This is a genomic window from Candidatus Zixiibacteriota bacterium (assembly GCA_014728145.1).
GTDB lineage: Bacteria > Zixibacteria > MSB-5A5 > JAABVY01 > JAABVY01 > WJMC01.
Window position 1 is genome coordinate 1 of sequence record WJMC01000246.1, and the last position, 20,315, is coordinate 20,315.

The window sequence follows — 20,315 nt, forward strand, 5'->3', positions numbered from 1 at the left end:
TCAATGTTGATGAAAAAGAAAACGAGCATTACAACGAGGATTATGAGTTGTACACCAAAGCGCTGATACTATCACGCGTTAAAGATGGCGCAGAAATAGACTGGACCAATCTCGACAAAATCTGGGAACTGGTCAGCGATGAATCCAAATACAAAGATTATGTGACATCTGAACTGAATGAATTCCTGGGAGACAAGGATTGACGGAGTTGCTGCTGATTGCCGGTTCAGCTTTGTGGCTGGGGATATTGACTTCAATTTCCCCCTGTCCAATGGCCACAAATATCGCCGCGATTTCTTATATAGGTAAGCAGGTCAAGTCACCCGGGCTGGTTTTCACTGCGGGATTACTTTATACGCTGGGAAGAATGCTGGCGTACCTGGTTTTGGGCATTATCATTATCACCAGCCTGCTGTCTGTGCCCAAGCTTTCCTGGTTTTTGCAGAAGAAGATCAATATCTTTCTCGGCCCGGTACTGATTATTGCAGGCCTGTTTTTAACGGGATTGCTGAAATTTAGTCTGCCATCTTCCGGTTTGGGATCGAATCTCCAGACAAAAATCAGCAAGATGGGTATCTGGGGAGCGGGACTTTTGGGGATTTTGTTCGCCCTCAGTTTTTGCCCGGTCTCGGCAGCCTTGTTTTTCGGGAGCCTGATACCTTTAGCTGTGAAACACAACTCGAGTACGGTGATTCCTCTTCTCTATGGTCTGGGAACAGCTCTACCTGTAATACTTTTCGCCTTTATACTCGGTTATGGAACTCATTATCTCGGCCGGATGTTTGACAAAATTACAAAAATCGAGATCTGGGCCAGGCGATTCACCGGTCTGATCTTTATAATCGTGGGGATATATTATTGCCTGATATATATCTTTAAACTGGAAATGTGATTCGACTATGGGTAAAAAATTGAAGATCCTGTTTCTGTGCACCGGCAATTCCTGCCGAAGCCAGATGGCCGAGGGCTGGTGTAATCATCTGAAAAGCGACAAGATTGAAGCTTATTCAGCCGGTATCGAAACACATGGGCTCAATCCCAATGCTGTGAAGGTCATGGCCCAAGAGGGTGTCGACATATCTGATCACAAATCCAAACATGTCAGGGATCTGATGGATATCGATTTCGATTACGTGGTAACCGTATGTGACCATGCTTCCGAAAACTGCCCGATCTTTCCCGGACAGGCAACAGTGATTCATCGCGGATTCGATGATCCGCCCAGGTTGGCTAAAACAGCCAAATCCGAACAAGAGGCATTGGATCACTATCGACGAGTACGCGATGAAATCAGAGAATTCATCAACACGCTGCCTCAAGTTTTGAATAAATTGTAATAAGGAGGTTAACAGTGGGAAAGCAAAAAGTGATTTTCCTTTGTACTGGAAATTCCTGCCGGAGTCAGATGGCGGAAGGATTTCTTAGGAACATCGCGGATGACAGATATGAGGTTTTTAGTGCCGGACTTGAACCTAAACAAGTCAATCCATATGCTATAAAAGTTATGCAGGAAGATGGAATCGATATCAGTCATCATAAGTCTAAAGATCTAAAGAATTATCTCGGCCGAGTCAACTTCAGCAAAGCAGTTTTTGTTTGCCACAACGCCGAACAAAACTGTCCGAGCATCTATCCATTTGCTTTTGAAAAATTATCATGGCCATTCGAGGATCCCGCGGCATTTGAAGGTGATGAAGAAAGTACTTTGAACAAATTCCGCGAAATAAGAGATCAGATAAAAAACAGAATTCAAAACTGGTTAGAAGAAGCAAATGCATTTAATGGTGAAGCTCAATGAAAAAAAACCTCTCTTTTCTGGACAGATTTCTGACATTGTGGATATTTCTGGCGATGGCGTTCGGTATCGGACTCGGCTACCTTATCCCGCAAACCGCCGACTTCTGGAATAGTTTTTCGGTCGGCACCACGAATGTCCCAATCGCGATCGGTTTGATTCTGATGATGTATCCGCCACTGGCTAAGGTTCGCTACGAGAAACTGGGCAAGGTCTTTCGCAACTTTAAAATTCTGGGGCTGAGCCTGGTCCAGAACTGGCTGATCGGCCCGGTACTGATGTTTTTTCTGGCGATAATCTTTCTGGCTGATATGCCGGAATATATGGTCGGCCTGATCATGATCGGGCTGGCACGTTGTATCGCTATGGTAATTGTCTGGAACGATCTGGCCGAGGGTGATCCGGAATATGCCGCCGGCCTGGTCGCATTCAATTCTATCTTTCAGGTCCTGTTCTATTCGGTCTTTGCCTGGATATTCGTCACCCAGCTTCCACCGCTTTTCGGTCTTTCGGGAGCTGTTGTCGATATCGGAATCGGAGAGATCGCCAGAAGCGTCCTCATCTACCTGGGTATACCTTTCTTTGGCGGTATGGTGACCCGCTATATCGGATTGAAAATCAAGGGAGCGAACTGGTATCAAAACCGCTTCATTCCGATCATCAGTCCCTTAACTCTGCTTGCACTACTGTTTACAATCGTGGTGATGTTTTCGCTCAAGGGCGAATATATCGTCAAGATACCGCTCGATGTAGTCCGGATTGCCATTCCCCTGGTAATATATTTTGTCCTGATGTTTTTGATCAGTTTTATTCTGAGTTACCGTGTGGGGGCCGATTATTCCAAATCGACCACGCTCAGTTTCACCGCCGCCTCCAACAATTTCGAGCTTGCGATCGCTGTGGCCGTAGCAGTGTTTGGTATCGAGTCAAAAGTCGCTTTTGCGGCTGTAATCGGCCCTTTGGTCGAAGTCCCGATCCTGATCGGGCTGGTCAACGTGGCTTTTCTGCTTAGAGATAAACTATTTAGCGGTAATAAGTTGGAGATAGAAAAGTGTCCATAAAAAATGGAGCCGAGGGGAGTCGAACCCCTGACCTCTTGACTGCCAGTCAAGCGTTCTCCCAACTGAACTACGGCCCCAAAAGTGGTTTTAATATACTCCTTATCGGACTGCTGTCAAGCCAATTATAGCGCAAATGTAACATTTCAAATCGATTTAATCGCAAACTTTCGATTGCCCCGTGTGTAAAATTGTATTAAAATCGCGTAAGCATATTACGAGAGGAGAAACATGAAAAAACCGCAACTGCTCTGGATCCTGATAATTCTATCCGCTTTCGCCTGTGGCCAGTTGTATGCTGAGGATGTCCGTCTGGGTCGACTTGTGTTCGAAGATGCCACCTATCCCCAGGCAGTCGGAAATACAGGTGAAATCTCGTTTTATAAGAACTCTTTTGATGAGGATAACAAAGTCGATGTTCGCATTCATATCGGCGACCCGGCCACCGGAAAATCACAAGAGTTCAACCTCGAACTCGACACAGTCCCGGCCGTGGGAAGAATCGCATGGAAAAGCGACGGCCAGCACCTGGCGGTGGTTCGGACGGACCTTACCCCCTGCGACATATACACCTACACCCGTAAAAAACCGTTTGAGATAGAAAGACTGACCGACCTCCTTCCGCATAAGGAAAAATTTACGGAAAAAATGAGGGAAGCGCTCAAACTCGATCAGGAAAGAGCGCCGTTTGTCGCCACCCAGATAACCTGGTCAGATAATGACAGCCTGCTGGCTTTCCTTCTGATCAACCTGAGTGAAGCTTCGTTGTGGATTTACGACTCCGGGAGTGAACGGGTTCGTCGTGTAACCGAACGGAATGTCGGCCAGTACCCGAGCTTTTCTCATGACGGCACGAAAATCTATTTCAGCGGTACAGGCAAGTCGTCGGGCTACACTTCGGACGATATTTTTGTCCTTGACATCGAGGATTATTCCTACGAGCCGGTTATCGCGACCCCGGCTTCGGAGCTGAATCCGCAGGTTTCTCCCGATGGTCGTTACCTTGTCTACGGGTACCGTGAGCGTGGCGATCGCCAGACGATTCATGTGAGTGATCTCAAAACCGGCAAGACCGCTCCTTTGGTGATCCTGGGCGAGACAGGCGCATGCGCCAACCCGATCTGGTCAGCTGATGGTAAAACCGTCTACTACCAGTACAACTCCGGCAAAACCTTTTTGGACATATACGCCATAGACTTCAGCCCGGACATATTTAAATAGGACTTATTAATTACCAGATAGGATTTGGAATTAAAACGGCCGTCTCCCACCGGCGGTCGTTTTTTATATGGTCAAGTTCTTGCCAAAATCGTCATGACTGCTTTAATTATGCTTTATGATCAATAAACTCTCGATTCAGAATTTCGCTATTGTCTCCAGTCTCGAAGTCGAATTTAAACCTGGCTTGAATATCCTCTCGGGTGAAACCGGGGCCGGCAAGTCGATTATTATCGGCGCGCTCAATTTGCTTCTGGGCGAAAGAGCTCAGACCGAGATGATCCGAAGCGGAGAGCAGACCGCGGTTGTCGAAGGTATTTTCAACGGCATCGAACTGCCCTCGACGATCGCAAAAGAAATCGATATTGAAACGGGTACCGAAGTTCTTGAGATACGTCGCGAGATCAGGCAGGACCGGGCTTCGCGCTGTTTCATAAACGGCCAGATGGTCACCGTCGCCGACCTCAAACAGATCGGCCAGCACCTGGTCGACCTGGTTGGACAGCATCACCAGCAACTACTGCTGAATTCCGAAAATCATATCAGGTTCCTCGACCAGTATATCGGCCACCGCAGAGCGCTTAGTGATTACCGTGAAAAATACGATCGCTACCAGAAGGCTCGCTCCGACTTGCGACAACTCGAACAGGTCACTGCCCGTGAAAGAGAGAAGATGGAACTGTACCGTTTTCAAATTGATGAGATCGATTCAGCCGGTCTATCCGTTTCCGAGGAAAACGATCTCGATAACCAGCTTCATATTCTCGAAAACTCCCTGGAGCTGAAGTCCGCCTATTTCCAGGGAGCTGAGGAACTCTACCAGTCGGAACAGGCAATCTGCGACCGTCTGGATGAAGTGATCGGACTTTTGCAACCGCTGGATAAATACGATCCTGAATTGAAAGATAATCTATCTCACCTCCGCGACAGTTTGTACAACCTGCAGGAGATCGGACGTAATCTCCTGAGCCGTTCGGAAGCGATCGAAGATGATCCGGCACAGCTCGAAAAAACCCGCGAGCGTCTCGATCAATACTACGAGTTAAAGAAAAAATACGGCGGTTCGCTCGAAGATCTGTTCAGTTACCGCAGGCGCATTGAAAGCGAACTGCAAGGCTATACCGACAACTCGGACAGGCTCGCAAATCTGGAAGCTGAGATCGAAGATTTGAGAACTCAACTGGCAAAACTGGCCGAGAAGCTTTCCCATAAAAGAAGAGCCGGATCGTCGAAGCTGGCACGCCAGGTCGAAAAAAATCTAAAGAACCTGCTGATGGACAAGGTCGAATTCGAGGTAGTTGTGACCCGGGCCGAAGCACCTGAGGGTGACTGCGAAATCGGCGATAAAACTTACCGGCTCGGTCCCGATGGTATCGACCTAGTCGAGTTCAGGTTTTCTCCCAATCCAGGCGAGGAACTCAAGTCACTGGCAAGAATCGCTTCCGGCGGTGAGCTGTCAAGAGTGTTGCTGGCTGTCAAAAGCATCCTATCCGAAAAGCAGGCAGCATCATCGTTGATCTTCGACGAGATCGATACAGGCCTGGGCGGACGAGCCGCCTCGGCTATCTCTCATCAGCTCAGTGCTCTCTCACATCACAATCAGGTTATTGTGATCACTCACCTGCAACAGATCGCGGCCGCGGGAGAAAACCACTACCTGGTCTACAAGCAAGAAGATGACGGCCGAATGATAACCCGTATCCGCAGACTGACACTTAAACAGCGCAAACAGGAGATCGGTAGAATGATTTCCGGCGAAAGAATCAGTGCGTTATCCCTGAAGCAGGCCGAAGAACTTCTAAAACAGAAAAACTGATCAGATCCAGTGTATTAAAAAAACCGGCAGCCTGTGAACCACCGGGTTAAATAAATTCTAGTTCTTTGCGGATGCCTTCTTACGGGGTCTTGTCTTTCTCTTTTTCTCAGGCGCCAGGGCGTATTCGAGGACCTCATGAATCGTCTTGAAGAACTTATATTTCAGCTTATTCTTGAGTTCGCCCGGGAGGTCATGCAAATCTTTCTGGTTTTTATCCGGTAGTACGATAGTCTTGATTCCAGCCCGGTACGCTCCGAGTGATTTCTCCTTCAACCCGCCGATCGGAAGCAGGGTACCGCGCAGAGTGATCTCCCCGGTCATGGCGGTCCTGGTCTTGACCGGTCGTCCGGTGAAAAGAGAAGCTATCGCGGTAGCCATGACAATCCCGGCCGAGGGGCCGTCTTTCGGCACGGCGCCTGAGGGCACATGCACATGTACATCGACCTGGTCAAAGATATCTTCATTGATATCCAGTTCATCGGCAATGGAACGGATATACGAATACGCGGCCTGCACCGACTCCTTCATGACATCACCCAAATGACCGGTCAAAGTCAGCTTGCCCTTGCCCTTCATCCTGGTAGCTTCGATAAACAGCACCTCGCCACCCGTAGAGGTCCATGCCAGCCCGGGTACAACTCCGACCTTGGAGGTTCTTTCGGCCAGCTCCTGGACCACCTTGGGAGGGCCCAGGTACCTGGGTACATCGGCCGGACGCACGGTCACCTTCCCGGTCTTCCCGGTGGCCACATTGCGCGCCACTTTTCTGCAGATCGCGGCCAGTTCCCGGTCGAGATTGCGCAGGCCTGATTCACGCGTGTAGCCGTTGATTATTTCCCGGATGGCCGGCTGGGTGATAGTAAGATTTTTCTTTTTCAGACCGTGCTCTTTGAGTTCACGAGGTATCAAGAACTTTTTAGCGATATGCGTCTTCTCAAGATCGGTATAACCGGGTATCTGGATAATCTCCATCCGATCACGGAGCACATCCGGAATAGTGTCGAGGATATTGGCCGTGGTGATGAACATCACCTTGGAAAGATCAAAGGGCACATCCAGGTAATGGTCGCTGAAGGTATTATTCTGTTCCGGGTCGAGCACCTCCAGAAGCGCGCTGGCGGGATCGCCACGAAAGTCCTTGCCGACCTTGTCGATCTCATCCAGCATGAAGACCGGATTGCGCGTATCGGCACGACGGATACTCTGTATAATCCGGCCCGGCAAGGAACCGATGTAAGTCCGTCGATGTCCTCGGATCTCGGCCTCATCATGCATCCCGCCCAGAGAGATTCGCTCGAATTTTCGTCCCAGCGCACGCGCTATTGATCTTCCCAGTGATGTCTTGCCGACCCCGGGAGGACCGACAAAACAGAGAATCGGTCCCTTCAAATCGCTTTTGAGCTTGCGCACCGCCAGGTACTCAATAATTCTCTCCTTGACTTTTTCAAGGTCGTAATGGTCATCATCGAGAACTTTCTCGGCCGACTTCAAATCCAGGTTGTCCTCGCTTTCCCTCTGCCAGGGAAGTGTAACCATCCAGTCGATATAAGTGCGTGAGACGATATACTCAGCCGAGGAGGGATTCATCTTGCCCAGGCGATCGAGCTCTTTTTCAGTAGCTTCACGGGCAATATCACTCATCTGGCTTTTTTCGATCTTCTCCTGGAATTCCTTTATCTCAGCCGTACGCTCATCGGTTTCACCCAGCTCTTTATGAATCGCCTTGAGCTGTTCACGCAGGATATATTCTTTTTGCAGGCGTCCCATCTCATGGGCGGCATCCTCCTGGATTTTGCGCGACAGCTCCAAGACCTCGATCTCTTTGTTGAGATGAGCCAGAAGACGCTCCATACGCTTACGCACATTGGTCTTTTCCAGGATCTCCTGTTTCTGCTTTATATTCAGGTTCAGGTTGGAGGCCACGAAATCAGCCAGCTTTGACGGGTTATCCTGGTTGACGGCGGTAACATAGTTTTCTTCCGACAAATAGGGAGCCAGGTCGGTTACCTTACGCAGGACCTCATGTATATTGCGAGACAACGCCTCGATACGGACCTTGTCGTCATATTCTTCCTCGAGTTCTTCGACTTCCGCAGTCAGGTGAGGTTCCTCGGCCACGATCTTACGAAGTTTTATACGCGAAAATCCCTGTACAAGAAATCGCACTGAACCGTCCGGAAACCTCAGCATCTTGAGGATCGCCGCGCTCGTACCGACCTTGTAGATATTGTCGCTGTCGTCCGATTCAATCACTTCCTCTTTTGATTTCTGCGTAAACAGCCCGATCGTCTTCCCCTCCAAAAGAGCCTCATCGACCATCTTGGCAAATTTCTGATTGGAAATCATAAGAGGCATAACCAGGTAGGGATAAACTACCATGCCCTTTATTGGAAGCAATGTAACTTCTTTGACCTTTGAATCTGACTGGTTATCTATGCTGTTCATATCTTCCTTCGGTTATGATATTAATATATAACAATCAATCGGTGTTCTTAATAAAACATAAACAATTTCGACAAAAAGTTCCCGGTATTATGATTATCGTAGCTTTTCAAGGATTTCTTCAATTTTTGGCACAACCTCTGGATCCGGACCGTGCTCAAGATACTGCTCGAAATAATAGCGGGCTGAATCTTCCATTTTCAAACCGAGGTAGGCCCGTCCCAGAAAGCCGTAAGGTTCGCTCAAATCCGGCTCGAGTTCTATCGCCTGCTTAAAGTGATACATGGCCGAATCGAGATTCTGAGTGCTCAGATGGATGATACCGCGGTGATGATGGATTTCTCCTTTCTCGAAGCGGTTGGCGTATCTCAGAGCGCTGTCGGAATAGATCAGGGCGGAATCGACGTTCTTGCGATAGTACTCAGCCAGCGAGAGGTAATCATACGGCAGAGCCAGGCTGTCGACATACAAAAGCGCCCGGTCGGCGTAATGCTTGATCGAGTCCAGAAGCATCCTCTGCGCCCGGGCATCACCTGCCCACTCGAAAAAGATATTGTACGTACCGGCAATACTTGTGAAATAACGCGGATTGGGATTGTGTTCGAGCGCTTTATGGTAATACTCGAGGGCGCGTGTAAGCTCCTGCGGGCTACGATAATTGCGTCTGAAATACGCTCCCAGGTTCTCGTAACCATAGGCAGATCGCTGGTCATACAGACTGAGAATATGCTCGAAGCGAGCGACATTTTTAGGGAAGCTGTGATTGACCGCGATAAAACTCAGATTTATCACAAATGCGATCAGGACCGCCGACCGTACAATAGCCTTCAGGTCTGGCCTGCGCAGGAGAGCAGCTTCGAGAGTCGGGTAGAAACTCATTATCATTACCAGGCCGGTCGAGGCAAACAGGTCCCAGTCCCGCGCCATGCCGAGCTTGGGATCGACAAAAATCAAAAACAGCACCGCGCCGGCAAAAGCCAACCACTCAAAAGCGCCCGGTTTCACTTTCGATGTTACAATGACGGGTAAAAACAGAACCAGGGGCAAAGCGGACAAGAGCAAGCTGTTAACTATATCGATTAAATGATCCGGAGATAACAGGCTGTAGCCGGTGAAACCGAACTCGAGCAGAAAACTGCTGTGCTTGGACAGATACGGCGAGGAATAAATAAAGCGGAAAAAGACAACACCAACAGCAACCGCCAAAAGCGAAAACAGGGCTGTCTTCTTATCGGTTTCTGTCAACTCACCTTTCCGGCTGGCAGATATTATCAGCCAGAGAAATGCCGGAAGCAAATATAATGCGGTGAAATGGCACAAAGCCGTAACCGCGAACACGATCATCAACGGCCTGAAACCTTGACGTTCGCGAAAGTAGCAAAACGCCATTGCGAAAAATAAAAGTATTCCCATATACAACAGAGAATAACTTTCCTCGTAGCCAAAATAGAATTGCACACCGCCCAGGGCAAGAAACAAAAGTAGCGTGGAAAAACCGCGCTCTCGTCCGGGACGCAGAATTATCAGAAGCACCAGCACAAACAATCCACCGGCAAGCGCGCTGAAAAGCGCGAAACTGCGATGAGCGCCGAATCCGAAGAGCATATGTGTCAGCTTATAAAAGAAGAAATGTAACAGGCTGTCGAGCGGTTCAGTGGTCAACGACAGGTGAGCAAATCCGCGTGCCAGCTCATCACCACGCAAAAAGCCATCACCCAGAAACTGCGCCTCCGAACGGAAGATATAAAACACGGTTGAGAACAGAGCAACCACCCCGACCGAACTTACAATGCGAGCTTTTCCAGTCAATGACTGATAGTTTTCATGCAATGAGATTGTCAGCCCGTGAAAACGTCTGGAAAGGGGTGGAATTAAACACAGCAGGATCAGGACTGCCCAGATGATTGTGTAAAGCGGCGGATGATACCTGAGATGATCGATCCCCCACAGACGCAGGCCTTCCAGGTAGGGTGAAGCGAGAAATACTGCAATCCAGAACAGTATCCAGGGGAAATATTTTATGTAAACAGATCGATTGGGCATCAAAGATCAATCAATTTGGATACCAATACGGGATCATCACTATAAAATAGACTATCCAAAGATCTCAAATTCAGACAGATGGCGATTGAGGTTCTGGACTTCCTCGCGCGCTTTTTCCTCGAAATCGACACCGTCAGAAGCATAGATCACCGAACGGCTGACATTGATCAGGGCAATTGACTTGCCGTTGTCGGTACCGTATTTGGCGGAAGCCTCGAGATCACCGCCCTGAGCACCCACGCCGGGAATCAGAAACGGCAGGTTGCCCGACAGATCGCGCATCTCGCGGATCTTGTCCGGATGGGATGCGCCTACCACCAGTCCCAGGTTGTCGTTCTTATTCCAGCGCTGGACAGCCTCGGCCACATGATGATACAACGGTCTGCCACCCACCTCCAGAAGCTGGAAGTCCTGCGAGCTGGGATTCGATGTCAACGCCAGCACAAAAGCGAATTTGTCTTTATACTCGAAAAATGGAGCCAGAGAATCCTCGCCCAGGTAAGGCGACAAAGTGACCGCGTCGCCACCCAGCTCCTCGAATACAGCACGCGCGTACATACGCGAGGAATTACCGATATCACCTCGCTTCGCATCGATTATAACCGGCACCTGAGAAGGTATAGCCTCGATCGTGGCTTTTAAGATATCCCATCCCTTGCGCCCTAATCCTTCGAAAAACGCCATATTGGGTTTGTATGCCACACACAGATCTTTGGTGGCTGAGATAATCTGGCGATTGAATTCCAGGATAGGTTCATCCTGCTCTTTTAAATGCTCTGGAATCTTGTTCAGGTCAGGGTCGAGTCCAACACAGATCAGGCTCTTACGTTCCTTCACAAGCTGGGAAATTCTTTCCTTGAACTTCATTATTACCACCCAGTTTACCGATTAATTGCGAGATGTCATCGATTCCTGACTTATCAAGATAGTCGACCAAACCTTCGGAGGCTTTCACCGTGCAGTCAGGATTTATAAAATTGGCCGTCCCGAATTGAACCAGCGAAGCTCCCACGATCATGAATTCGGCCACATCGAAGTGATCGAGCGCACCGCCGATTCCAACCAGCGGTATTTTGACCGCATTATGAACCTGCCAGACTTTGGCCAGGGCGACCGGTTTGATCGCCGGTCCGGAAAGGCCACCGGTTATATTAGTCAAAATCGGCTTAAAAGTCCAGTGATTCACTCCCATGCCGACCAAAGTGTTAATCAATGACAGGCAGTCGGCCCCGCCCTCTTCGGCCGCACGAGCGATGGCGGAAATATCTGTCACGTTCGGTGAAAGCTTGATCATGAGCGGATAGCGGGAGATCTTTTTGAGCTCGGAAGTAATCGCGAAGGCACCTTTTTCAGTCGAGGAAAACTCCAATCCGCCCGCGCCGACATTGGGACAGGAGATATTGATCTCGAGCATATCGATAGCCTCGGCGTCATTTAAACGCTCGACACAATAGCGGTACTCTTCGATCGAGAAACCGGCCACGTTGACAATAATTCTTGTGTCGAGAGTTTTCAAAAAGGGGATTTTCTCGCTGACAAACCTGTCCACCCCGACATTGGCAAGTCCGATAGCGTTGATCATACCGCCTGTGGTCTCGTAAGTACGTGGCGGTGGATGACCCGGACGGGGTTCTCGGGTGATCGACTTGGTAACTATCCCGCCCAGACAGGAGAGATCAATATAATTATTGAATTCCTCGCCGTACCCGAAAGTGCCCGAAGCGGTCAAAATCGGGTTGCGAAACTTAATCCCGCACAACTCAACTTCAAGGTTAGGAGCAGTCACAGCTCGATCTCCTCCGCATTGAATACAGGTCCCTCCTGGCAGACCCTCAGGTATTCATCTTTCGCCCGCAGTTTTACCGCGCATCCCAGGCAGGTTCCCACCCCGCATGGCATCGCACCTTCCAGCGAAAGCTGGCAGGGAAGCTTGAAACTCAGTGCTATACGGCTGAGCGCCTGCATCATGGGTGTCGGCCCGCAACTATATACCCGCATTTTACTGTTGCGCAGGCGACGGGCGTAGATATCCTCGAACAGGGCAGTTACGAAACCATGAAAGCCATGCGTGCCGTCATCGGTGGAGTACTTCATCTCAACCCCCAGTTTTTCGGCATCGGCACCGACAATCAACTCGGTCTTGTCACGGATACCCAGCAGAAAAAGAACACGGGAGGGCTCGATACGATGCCTTTCAATCAAGAACCTGCTCAGAAAATAGAGCGGAGGAAGCCCCACCCCGCCGGCAATCATGACGGCGGTTTCATCGGTTTCAGGTATCTCAAAAGTATTGCCGAGCGGTCCGAGGCAGTCAAACTTACGTCCGGGCAGTGCCTCCGCCAGAAGCTGTGTGCCCCGTCCGATCACCCGGAAAACCATCTCGAAAGTCTCATCTTCACAGTTATGGATACTCATTGGCCGGCGAAAGACAGGATCGAGACTGTCGGATACCTTAATCTGGACGAAATTACCGGGCAGTGCTCGCTTAGCAATCAGGGGAGCATGTAATTTGAGCCGGCACAGATCGGGCAGGAGCATCTCTTTTTCGACAAGCTCCACCGGTGGATTGAAAATCATTCTCGCCCCTTGACTTCCCGGGGAAGCTCCACTCTTATCCTGTAAAACTGCCATTTATCACTATACTCCAGGGGTATTTCCCCAGGGTCGAATTCCGTGTAGCGAAGCGCCTCCTCGGCCGCTTCATCGATTTCCTTATTGCCCGAGGCTTGCAGAATTACCCATTCGACAGGTTTTCCGAAAGAATCGAGCCTTACCGCAAAACTGACATATCCTTCGAATTTCGTGTAATAAGCCGAGGGCGGATAGACGAAATCACCTTCCTTGACAGGCTTCTCGTCGATTTCGCGCAATGTGTCGATCAGGGCGTCGATATCGGCGAAGAGGTCATAACTCTCTTCCTGGACATCCTGCGGTAATGAATCGATCGGGAGAGTATCCATGATTTCCCCTGGTTCCGGTTCCTGCTCCCGCCTGACCGGCTGTCGGCGCTGAACTTTTTTGCCCAGACGAACCAGGGCGGAATCACCATAGGGAGTCCCCGGGAAACTGTCGGCCACCTCCTGGTAGGCGAAGATCAAAGTTGAATCCGGCACGAAGCTCGTATCATCGGGAATATATGTATCCGGGGGCATGAACTGCTCCATCAGCCAGGCACGCGCATAAGCTGACTTGGAAGCGTATTTTGAATCGGGAAAATCTTCTATTACCGAAGTAAACAAAGCCATTGCGGAATCGGGATCGTTTTCATCAAAAAGCATTGTCTCGGCCTGACGGTAACGCCTTCCGGGATAGTCAACATCGAGTTGGTCTAAATTGGTGCCGGTTATTTCGGACACCTGTTCGACGTAATCGGTATGCGAATAATCATTTATGATTCGATTATAGCTGGCCTGCGCGCTCTCAGGCATATTGTAAACCTCCTCGAAAATATAAGCACGCGCCAGAAGGGCACGGGCGGCCCACTTGGAATCCGGGAAACTGTCAATCAAAAACTCGAACTCGACCAGAGCCGTGTCCGGATTATCGAGCTGGACCAGGTACAATTCGGCTAATTGATATTGCACGGCGGCATCGTTTTCGAGGTTTTCATCGCCGACCTCTTCGCGGTACTGACCCAGCCGGCTGATATCAGCACTCTTCTGGATAGCGTCCTGGTAAACCTCGGACCCGCGCGAAACAGCGATCGAGGAATCATACATCTCCTTGGCCAGTTCCAGGTTGTTGTATTGCGAAACCTGTATCTCTCCGATCCGGTAAAAAGCAATCGCGGCCGCCTCGGTCCGTTCGAATTCGACCGCAATACGTTCATACTCTTCGATCGCGTCCTCAAATTCGTTTTTGATTTCCAGCGCTTCGGCCAGTTTGAGACGAATCTTGCCCGCCTTGTCGTAATACCGTTCGTTTTCCGCCAGAGCTTCGAAAATCGTATACCCGCTGTCGACCATCTCCAGTTCGTAGTAGGCTTCACCCGCCAGAAACTGCGATTCGAAATAGAGTGAATCGTTGGGCTTATATTCAGCCACCTCCAGAAAGGCATTTTTAGCCTGGCGCGGCTTATTCAACTCCGTGTAAGCGGTACCGATCTTGAACTGCACCTTGGCGGCATCCTCCGAAGAAGCGTACTCTTTGACGTAGTTGGTATAATACTTGATCGCCTCCGGATACTGCCTCTGGTTGAACTGGATTTCTCCCAGCATGAACTGCGCTTCGGCTTTAAAATCCCTGTTATCTGTGAGCGAATCTATCTCCTCAAATGCCTGCCTGGCGAGTATATATTCCTCGCGCTGGAGACGGCATTTACCAAGATACAACAATGCTCGTTCGACATAATCGGACTCCGGAAAGGCCGCCAGAAGTTCACGGAACTTGCGCTCCGAACGATAGTAATCTTCGAGATGGTAATAGGACTTGCCGATGATATACAATGCGTCATCGACATACTTGCTGTCCGGATGTTCAGTCAGAACTTTGGTGCATTTTTCAATAGCAAGATTGTACTTGCTCTTGGAGCGTCCGCCCGCCTTTTCAGATTCGTTTTTTTCCCGTTCGCTCTCCGCCTCGTTAAAATTCTTTTCAGCCAGGTAGAAAGTGTTGTAGTAGACACAGCCACCCAGCAGGAAACTGAGGCAGGTCAGGGCGATGATAGTTTTAAAGCATCTCATTTTGTATCCAGCCGTTCGTTAGATTATACTTTTCCATTAACCGTTTGGCAATAAGATACTCCTTTTTTGTTATACGTCGTGAAATCATCTCGAACTCATGAGCCCGGTAAGCCGGAAAATACTGCGACATGAGAGAAATATGGGTTTCGGTCGAAATCTCCTCGGCAATAAATTCAAAAATCTTATCAGTAGCCGAAAGCTTGTTAGGCAGAACCAGGTGACGGATTAACAGCCCCCTGCGCGCGATACCGTTGGAATCGACCTCGAGCGTCCCGACCTGCCGATACATCTCGCTTATCGCCTCACGGTTGACTTCTGGGTAATCGGGAGCGTTAGAATAACATCTGGCCGGTTCGCTCTCACCGTAGCGCATATCCGGCATATAGACTTCCACCATCCCCTCAAGGCACTCGAGCACATCGACAGAATCGTAGCCGGAGGAATTCCACACGATCGGCACTTTGAGCCCGCGCTTGCGGGCGGTCATAATCGCTTCCGCAATCCGGGCCGAATAATGAGTGGGGGTAACGAAATTGATATTGTGCGCTCCCCGGTTTTCAAGTTCGAGCATCCGATCGACGAGACCGAGAGGACTGATGTTCTTGCCATGCCCCATCTGGCTGATCGGATAATTCTGGCAGTAACTGCATTTGAGATTGCATCCGCTCAAAAAGATCGTCCCGCTTCCCCGGTTTCCGGAGATCGGCGGTTCCTCGCCGAAATGCAAATTGGCCGAGGAGATCCGGATCTGATCGGTCTGCTCGCAGATCCCTCTTTCGCCGGCTGTACGGTCGACACGGCATTGACGCGGGCATAAGTCGCAGTCAGAAAGCCTTGAAAGAAGCGACCGCACTCTCGCTTTTACATCTTTATCGATACATACCTGTCGCTGAGTCATCAGATTCCCGCGGTTTCGAGCAGTTTGGGAAGTATTTCACCGGATGGTCCCAAAAGGACCTCATCAGCAGACGGCGACAAATCGGTATGTTGCAGGTTTATCTCGACCAGGTAGGCGCCGTTGCGCTTGGCGGAAAATGGCAATCCGGCCGCCGGATATACTATTGCTGAAGTTCCCACGCAAAAGAACAGGTCGGCTGAGGCTGATTTCTGAAGTGCTTTTTCGAACACATCCTCCGGAAGCATCTCACCAAACCAGACCACATCGGGACGCACCTGTCCCCCGCATTCGCATAAAGGCAGATCGTCGCCTGCTTTAAAATCGACCCGGTCAATTGTTTTACTACATTTAAAACACTTGTTTTTGAGGATGTTGCCGTGAACTTCCAGGATATTCTCGGAACCCGCCCGCCTGTGAAGGTTATCCACGTTCTGGGTCACGAGTTGAAAATCGCTGAAATGATTTTCCATCCTCGCCAGCGCGTAATGACCCTGGTTGGGTTCGATATTGTCGATTATGTCACGGCGATGCTGATACCAGGCCAGAACCAGCTCGGGGTTGCGCATAAAGGCATCGACGGTGGCCAGTTCCTCGGCCCGGAATTTCTTCCAGATACCATCGGTACCACGAAAAGTCGGCACTCCCGACTCAGCCGAAACTCCGGCACCGGTCAGGACACAAATCTTCGGATCTTCTCTGAGAAGTTTTATCAGCCGTTCGGTAAACATCTGCGTAAATTTAACCTGATGAGCAAGACAGTCAAGTATTTTGGACAGTCCTGCGATCCATATTGTAAGTTTTCTTTTAACTTATACAAATTAATGTTGTATAATATCGCGAGATGGCAAAAAAAAGATTTAAACTCGCATATTTTACGCTGGTTCTGGCGCTGGTCTTTGCGATATCACCGCTTTCAGCTCAGGAGAATGGCGATTCGACCGAAGCAAAAAATCGGAAATCTCCAACCGGCGCACTTTTAAGGTCATTGGCCTTGCCCGGCTGGGGCCAGCTATATAACCAAAAGTACCTCAAGGCCGGCATAATCGGCATCGGTGAGAGCCTTTTGATCTATCAGACCGTTTACTACTACGGACGAACGGACACATACCGGGATCTCTACCAGAACGAAACCGACACAGAACTCAGGCAACAGTATTTCGAGCAGTTCGACAGTTACCGCGATCTTCGTAACCAGCATATCTGGTTCCTGGCGATTACAGTCTTTTACTCTATGTTCGACGCCTATGTCGACGCCCACCTGGCGGGATTCGATATCGACCTGACGCCGACTCTGGATGAACAAACCCATAACACCACGCTCTGGTTGAAACTCAATTACAGGTATTAAAAGCAATCTGTCCCGAAAAAGATCATTTTTAAAAATATTGTAACGTCTATGGAACAATTCAGTTCAATTTTGTTATATGCAAACAAATCCATCTATGCGAGACTGCTAAAGAAATTTACAATCATTAAAGTTGAGATTATAAATTTATATGATGTTCTGGTAAACATGGATGATATCTGACGATATTAGTTAAGCGGCCACGGATTCCTTACGATACTGATATAAAGAACTACATGGGAATCGACTTCTGAGGGAATCGGATGGCACAAACAGATAAGGAAAAGATAATCATGAATGGACAATCCTGCTTTTCGATCAAGGACTGTGCCCTGATCTCGCGAATGGCCGGAGTTGATTCGGCACTATCGATCCGAGAACTGCGCGAACGAGTACGGGTCTGTCCGATCGAATGCCTCTATCACCATTATTGCGAGACGGTGATCCGCCCATCTTTTGATAATCCGGAATTCCGCAATGATTTTTCGATCTGGTGCTCGCATCACATGGGTGACCGCAAGCTGGCCGAACAGCTCGGTATTTTGAATCCCTATGATTTCAACAGCCTGGAAGAACTGCGGGGTAAGGTAATGGAAGTTCTCGATGACCGGATGAGCGAGATGTACCATATTCCGACGGTTCCGCTGAGCGAGGAATTCCAGTTCATGCGCAGTGTGACCGTGGTGTTCGATACCGGTAAGGAGATCTGCTCGCCGGAAGGGCTGGTGACTCATATCCCCCAGATGAGCCTCTCCAGCATATACTATCATTTTGTGGAGGCACATCGCAGGACACCCGGTAATACCGATGACTTCACTGTTTACCTGTCCGATTACAACGACACCTATCAGAAATTGATACAGGCTTTTGACAATATCGATTTTTACTTTTTGACTTTGAGTGAACTCAAGTCGGCGCTGATCGCGGCAGTCGACCTGGAATTCTCACGGGAGGCCGCCGATGCCTAAATCACTCAAGGATTATGAATCAATTGTCGGAAGTGTCAATATATCGATTTTGAAGCAGATCGCCCGGCAGCTCAACGGCGCCAAGGTGGTTCACATCAACTCGACCAAGATAGGCGGTGGTGTGGCCGAGATTCTGGAATGGCTGGTAGCCCTGATGAATGAACTCGGCCTGCAGACATCCTGGGAAGTTATCTCCGGCCCACCGGAATTTTACATGACGACCAAATCGTTTCACAACGCCCTGCAGGGCAACGTGGTCGCGCTTCCACAGTACATGATCGATGCCTATGAAGAGACCAACCGCCAGACCGCCGAAAGGCTCCATGATACATTAAACGATGCTGATTTCGTTTTCGTCCATGACCCCCAGCCAGCCGCTCTTCTGGAGCATTTTCCGGAACGCAAGGGGCGCTGGGTGTGGCGCTGTCATATCGATGCCAGCCGGCCATACAGACGGGTCTGGAAATATCTCAGCGAGAAAGTTGAAAAATACGACGCCAGTATCTTTTCGCTGTCGAGTTTTGCCAAACGGATGCCTCATCCACAGTTCATCATCGCGCCATCGATCGATCCGCTCTCGGACAAGAACCGGGATCTCTCAGAGGCAGAGATGGCCTCGCTGTTGCAGGGTTTCGACTTCGACCATGACAGGCCGGTTCTGACACAGATCTCGCGCTTCGACCGCTTCAAAGATCCGATCGGCGTAATCGAGGCTTTCCTGGCATTGCGGGAAAACATAGACTCCCAACTGATCCTGGCAGGTGGCGGTGCCACGGACGATCCGGAAGGACAGATGGTACTCGAGGAAGTCCTGGAGGCAGCCGAAGGCAATGACGATATCCACGTTCTTAACCTGCCCGGCGACGCGCACAAGACGATCAACGCGCTTCAGCGGATCTCGACAATAGTTATGCAAAAATCCCTGCAGGAAGGTTTCGGTCTGACAGTTACCGAGGCACTCTGGAAAGAAAAACCGGTCATCGGCGGCAACGCTGGCGGGATCCGTCTGCAGGTACATAATCATCACACCGGATTTTTAGTCGATACACCCGAGGGGGCGGCCCTGCGTATGCGCTATCTGCTGAGCCATCCGGAAGTGATCAAGCTGATGGGCCAGACCGGCAAGCGTTTCGTTTTGGAAAACTTCCTCTTGACACGTCATTTACGGGAATACCTGACTCTCATGCTGGGCATCTGGCACGGTCTCGAAAATTACCTTATCACCCAGTAATATATGCAGGTACTCTCTTCCAAAATCGATCTCGATGACTTTTTCGCAAGAGTCAGAGAACTCCCCCGGAAGATACTGCTTCTGGATTACGACGGCACCCTGGCTCCATTTCAGGAAGATCCCCAAAAAGCATATCCCTATGAAGGTGTCGAGGATGCTCTCAATGCCATAATAGCCACCGGCCAGGCCCGCATCGTCCTGATCAGTGGCCGTCGCGCCGAAGATCTGACCCGGCTTTTAAGCTTAAAGCAGATGCCCGAAATCTGGGGTTCCCATGGTTTCGAGCGCAGGATGCCCGATGGCAGAATTCTGCCCGGACAGCTCAAACCAAAACAAAGCGAGGGCTTAAAGCTGGCTGAAGAATGGGCTCAAAAAACTCAACTGCCGGCGAGACTGGAACGCAAACCGGCCGGGCTGGCTTTTCACTGGCGAGGTCTGGATGATGAATCCGCCCGGACAATAAGGTCGCAAATCAACTCGGAATGGGAAAAGCGCGCATTAGACTATAATCTTAAACTACTATCTTTCGACTGCGGACTTGAACTCAAACCGGCCGAAATCGACAAGGGTCATGCCGTGCAACAGATCTTCGCAGATTTGCATCAGCCGGCCGCGGTAGCTTACCTGGGCGATGACCTGACCGACGAGGATGCCTTTGAAGCACTCGGTGAACTGGGGCTGGCAGTCCTGGTCAGAAAAGAAGTCCGGAAAACCTCAGCCGATCTATGGCTCAAACCTCCCGCTGAATTGCTCGATTTCTTAGCTCGCTTCAATAGCGCTTGCCAGATAGTATAAAATTGATTATATTTACTTTGCTGA

The 20,315-nt window shown here is 49.8% G+C and carries 18 protein-coding genes and 1 tRNA gene; 10 read left to right on the forward strand and 9 right to left on the reverse strand.

All coding sequences use genetic code 11. The features are described from left to right. The first annotated feature begins 199 nt into the window (after positions 1-199). From GF404_13430 to arsB, 4 genes are read left to right on the forward strand one after another with little or no spacing between them, the layout of a single operon-like run. Positions 200-892, forward strand: a complete 693-nt coding sequence (locus tag GF404_13430) for a sulfite exporter TauE/SafE family protein (protein ID MBD3383181.1) — start codon at positions 200-202, stop codon at positions 890-892. A gap of 7 nt (positions 893-899) precedes the next feature. Beyond that, positions 900-1,337: an arsenate reductase ArsC gene (locus tag GF404_13435; GenBank protein ID MBD3383182.1), complete on the forward strand. Its 438-nt coding sequence runs from the start codon at positions 900-902 to the stop codon at positions 1,335-1,337. A gap of 14 nt (positions 1,338-1,351) precedes the next feature. Continuing rightward, complete coding sequence (locus tag GF404_13440) at positions 1,352-1,798, forward strand: arsenate reductase ArsC (GenBank protein MBD3383183.1); 447 nt, start codon at positions 1,352-1,354, stop codon at positions 1,796-1,798. Beyond that, complete coding sequence (gene arsB, locus GF404_13445; GenBank protein ID MBD3383184.1) at positions 1,795-2,856, forward strand: ACR3 family arsenite efflux transporter; 1,062 nt, start codon at positions 1,795-1,797, stop codon at positions 2,854-2,856. The genes GF404_13440 and arsB overlap by 4 nt, the downstream gene beginning before the upstream one ends. A 4-nt stretch (positions 2,857-2,860) precedes the next feature. On the opposite strand, the gene GF404_13450 is transcribed toward arsB, so the two are convergent. Next, positions 2,861-2,933 (reverse strand) — tRNA-Ala (locus tag GF404_13450). Between the two features lie 151 nt (positions 2,934-3,084). On the opposite strand from GF404_13450, the gene GF404_13455 reads away from it, so the two are divergent. Further along, the gene (locus GF404_13455; protein ID MBD3383185.1) at positions 3,085-4,074 is read left to right on the forward strand and encodes a hypothetical protein; all 990 of its coding nucleotides are present in this window, start codon (positions 3,085-3,087) and stop codon (positions 4,072-4,074) included. Between the two features lie 115 nt (positions 4,075-4,189). After that, complete coding sequence (recN, locus tag GF404_13460; protein MBD3383186.1) at positions 4,190-5,887, forward strand: DNA repair protein RecN; 1,698 nt, start codon at positions 4,190-4,192, stop codon at positions 5,885-5,887. Positions 5,888-5,944: 57 nt separating this feature from the next. On the opposite strand, the gene lon is transcribed toward recN, so the two are convergent. The 8 genes from lon to GF404_13500 all read right to left on the reverse strand — a co-directional run bounded on the left by lon (position 5,945) and on the right by GF404_13500 (position 16,680). After that, on the reverse strand, positions 5,945-8,332 hold the full coding sequence (gene lon / locus GF404_13465; GenBank protein MBD3383187.1) for an endopeptidase La: 2,388 nt from the start codon (positions 8,330-8,332) through the stop codon (positions 5,945-5,947). 93 nt (positions 8,333-8,425) lie between these two features. Next, positions 8,426-10,372 carry a hypothetical protein gene (locus GF404_13470; protein MBD3383188.1) on the reverse strand — a complete coding sequence of 649 codons (1,947 nt, stop codon included), beginning with the start codon at positions 10,370-10,372 and terminating at the stop codon, positions 8,426-8,428. 51 nt (positions 10,373-10,423) lie between these two features. Next, entirely contained in the window at positions 10,424-11,239 is an 816-nt protein-coding gene (pyrF, locus tag GF404_13475) for an orotidine-5'-phosphate decarboxylase (protein MBD3383189.1), read from the reverse strand. Beyond that, the gene (locus GF404_13480) at positions 11,196-12,158 is read right to left on the reverse strand and encodes a dihydroorotate dehydrogenase (protein ID MBD3383190.1); all 963 of its coding nucleotides are present in this window, start codon (positions 12,156-12,158) and stop codon (positions 11,196-11,198) included. Before GF404_13480 ends, pyrF begins: the two co-directional genes overlap by 44 nt. Next, the gene (locus tag GF404_13485) at positions 12,155-13,003 is read right to left on the reverse strand and encodes a hypothetical protein (protein MBD3383191.1); all 849 of its coding nucleotides are present in this window, start codon (positions 13,001-13,003) and stop codon (positions 12,155-12,157) included. Before GF404_13485 ends, GF404_13480 begins: the two co-directional genes overlap by 4 nt. Further along, positions 12,946-15,054: a tetratricopeptide repeat protein gene (locus GF404_13490; GenBank protein ID MBD3383192.1), complete on the reverse strand. Its 2,109-nt coding sequence runs from the start codon at positions 15,052-15,054 to the stop codon at positions 12,946-12,948. The genes GF404_13485 and GF404_13490 overlap by 58 nt, the downstream gene beginning before the upstream one ends. Next, positions 15,041-15,952, reverse strand: coding sequence for a radical SAM protein (locus GF404_13495; GenBank protein ID MBD3383193.1), 912 nt, complete (start codon positions 15,950-15,952; stop codon positions 15,041-15,043). Before GF404_13495 ends, GF404_13490 begins: the two co-directional genes overlap by 14 nt. After that, positions 15,952-16,680: an NAD-dependent protein deacylase gene (locus tag GF404_13500; protein MBD3383194.1), complete on the reverse strand. Its 729-nt coding sequence runs from the start codon at positions 16,678-16,680 to the stop codon at positions 15,952-15,954. The genes GF404_13495 and GF404_13500 overlap by 1 nt, the downstream gene beginning before the upstream one ends. Before the next feature lie 113 nt (positions 16,681-16,793). On the opposite strand from GF404_13500, the gene GF404_13505 reads away from it, so the two are divergent. From GF404_13505 to otsB, 4 genes are all read left to right on the forward strand, one after another. Beyond that, positions 16,794-17,300 carry a hypothetical protein gene (locus GF404_13505; protein MBD3383195.1) on the forward strand — a complete coding sequence of 169 codons (507 nt, stop codon included), beginning with the start codon at positions 16,794-16,796 and terminating at the stop codon, positions 17,298-17,300. A gap of 260 nt (positions 17,301-17,560) precedes the next feature. Further along, complete coding sequence (locus GF404_13510) at positions 17,561-18,265, forward strand: hypothetical protein (GenBank protein MBD3383196.1); 705 nt, start codon at positions 17,561-17,563, stop codon at positions 18,263-18,265. After that, complete coding sequence (locus GF404_13515; GenBank protein ID MBD3383197.1) at positions 18,258-19,496, forward strand: glycosyltransferase; 1,239 nt, start codon at positions 18,258-18,260, stop codon at positions 19,494-19,496. Before GF404_13510 ends, GF404_13515 begins: the two co-directional genes overlap by 8 nt. A 3-nt stretch (positions 19,497-19,499) precedes the next feature. Next, entirely contained in the window at positions 19,500-20,291 is a 792-nt protein-coding gene (gene otsB / locus GF404_13520) for a trehalose-phosphatase (GenBank protein MBD3383198.1), read from the forward strand. Positions 20,292-20,315 lie beyond the last annotated feature (24 nt).

Bases quoted from the DNA above. Each gene is read 5' to 3' on its own strand.
- GF404_13435 (MBD3383182.1), top strand. From the start codon at position 900: ATGGGTAAAAAATTGAAGATCCTGTTTCTGTGCACCGGCAATTCCTGC.
- arsB (MBD3383184.1), top strand. From the start codon at position 1,795: ATGAAAAAAAACCTCTCTTTTCTGGACAGATTTCTGACATTGTGGATA.
- GF404_13455 (MBD3383185.1), top strand. From the start codon at position 3,085: ATGAAAAAACCGCAACTGCTCTGGATCCTGATAATTCTATCCGCTTTC.
- recN (MBD3383186.1), top strand. From the start codon at position 4,190: ATGATCAATAAACTCTCGATTCAGAATTTCGCTATTGTCTCCAGTCTC.
- lon (MBD3383187.1), bottom strand. From the start codon at position 8,332: ATGAACAGCATAGATAACCAGTCAGATTCAAAGGTCAAAGAAGTTACA.
- GF404_13470 (MBD3383188.1), bottom strand. From the start codon at position 10,372: ATGCCCAATCGATCTGTTTACATAAAATATTTCCCCTGGATACTGTTC.
- pyrF (MBD3383189.1), bottom strand. From the start codon at position 11,239: ATGAAGTTCAAGGAAAGAATTTCCCAGCTTGTGAAGGAACGTAAGAGC.
- GF404_13485 (MBD3383191.1), bottom strand. From the start codon at position 13,003: ATGGCAGTTTTACAGGATAAGAGTGGAGCTTCCCCGGGAAGTCAAGGG.
- GF404_13490 (MBD3383192.1), bottom strand. From the start codon at position 15,054: ATGAGATGCTTTAAAACTATCATCGCCCTGACCTGCCTCAGTTTCCTG.
- GF404_13495 (MBD3383193.1), bottom strand. From the start codon at position 15,952: ATGACTCAGCGACAGGTATGTATCGATAAAGATGTAAAAGCGAGAGTG.
- GF404_13500 (MBD3383194.1), bottom strand. From the start codon at position 16,680: ATGTTTACCGAACGGCTGATAAAACTTCTCAGAGAAGATCCGAAGATT.
- GF404_13505 (MBD3383195.1), top strand. From the start codon at position 16,794: ATGGCAAAAAAAAGATTTAAACTCGCATATTTTACGCTGGTTCTGGCG.
- GF404_13510 (MBD3383196.1), top strand. From the start codon at position 17,561: ATGGCACAAACAGATAAGGAAAAGATAATCATGAATGGACAATCCTGC.
- GF404_13515 (MBD3383197.1), top strand. From the start codon at position 18,258: ATGCCTAAATCACTCAAGGATTATGAATCAATTGTCGGAAGTGTCAAT.
- otsB (MBD3383198.1), top strand. From the start codon at position 19,500: ATGCAGGTACTCTCTTCCAAAATCGATCTCGATGACTTTTTCGCAAGA.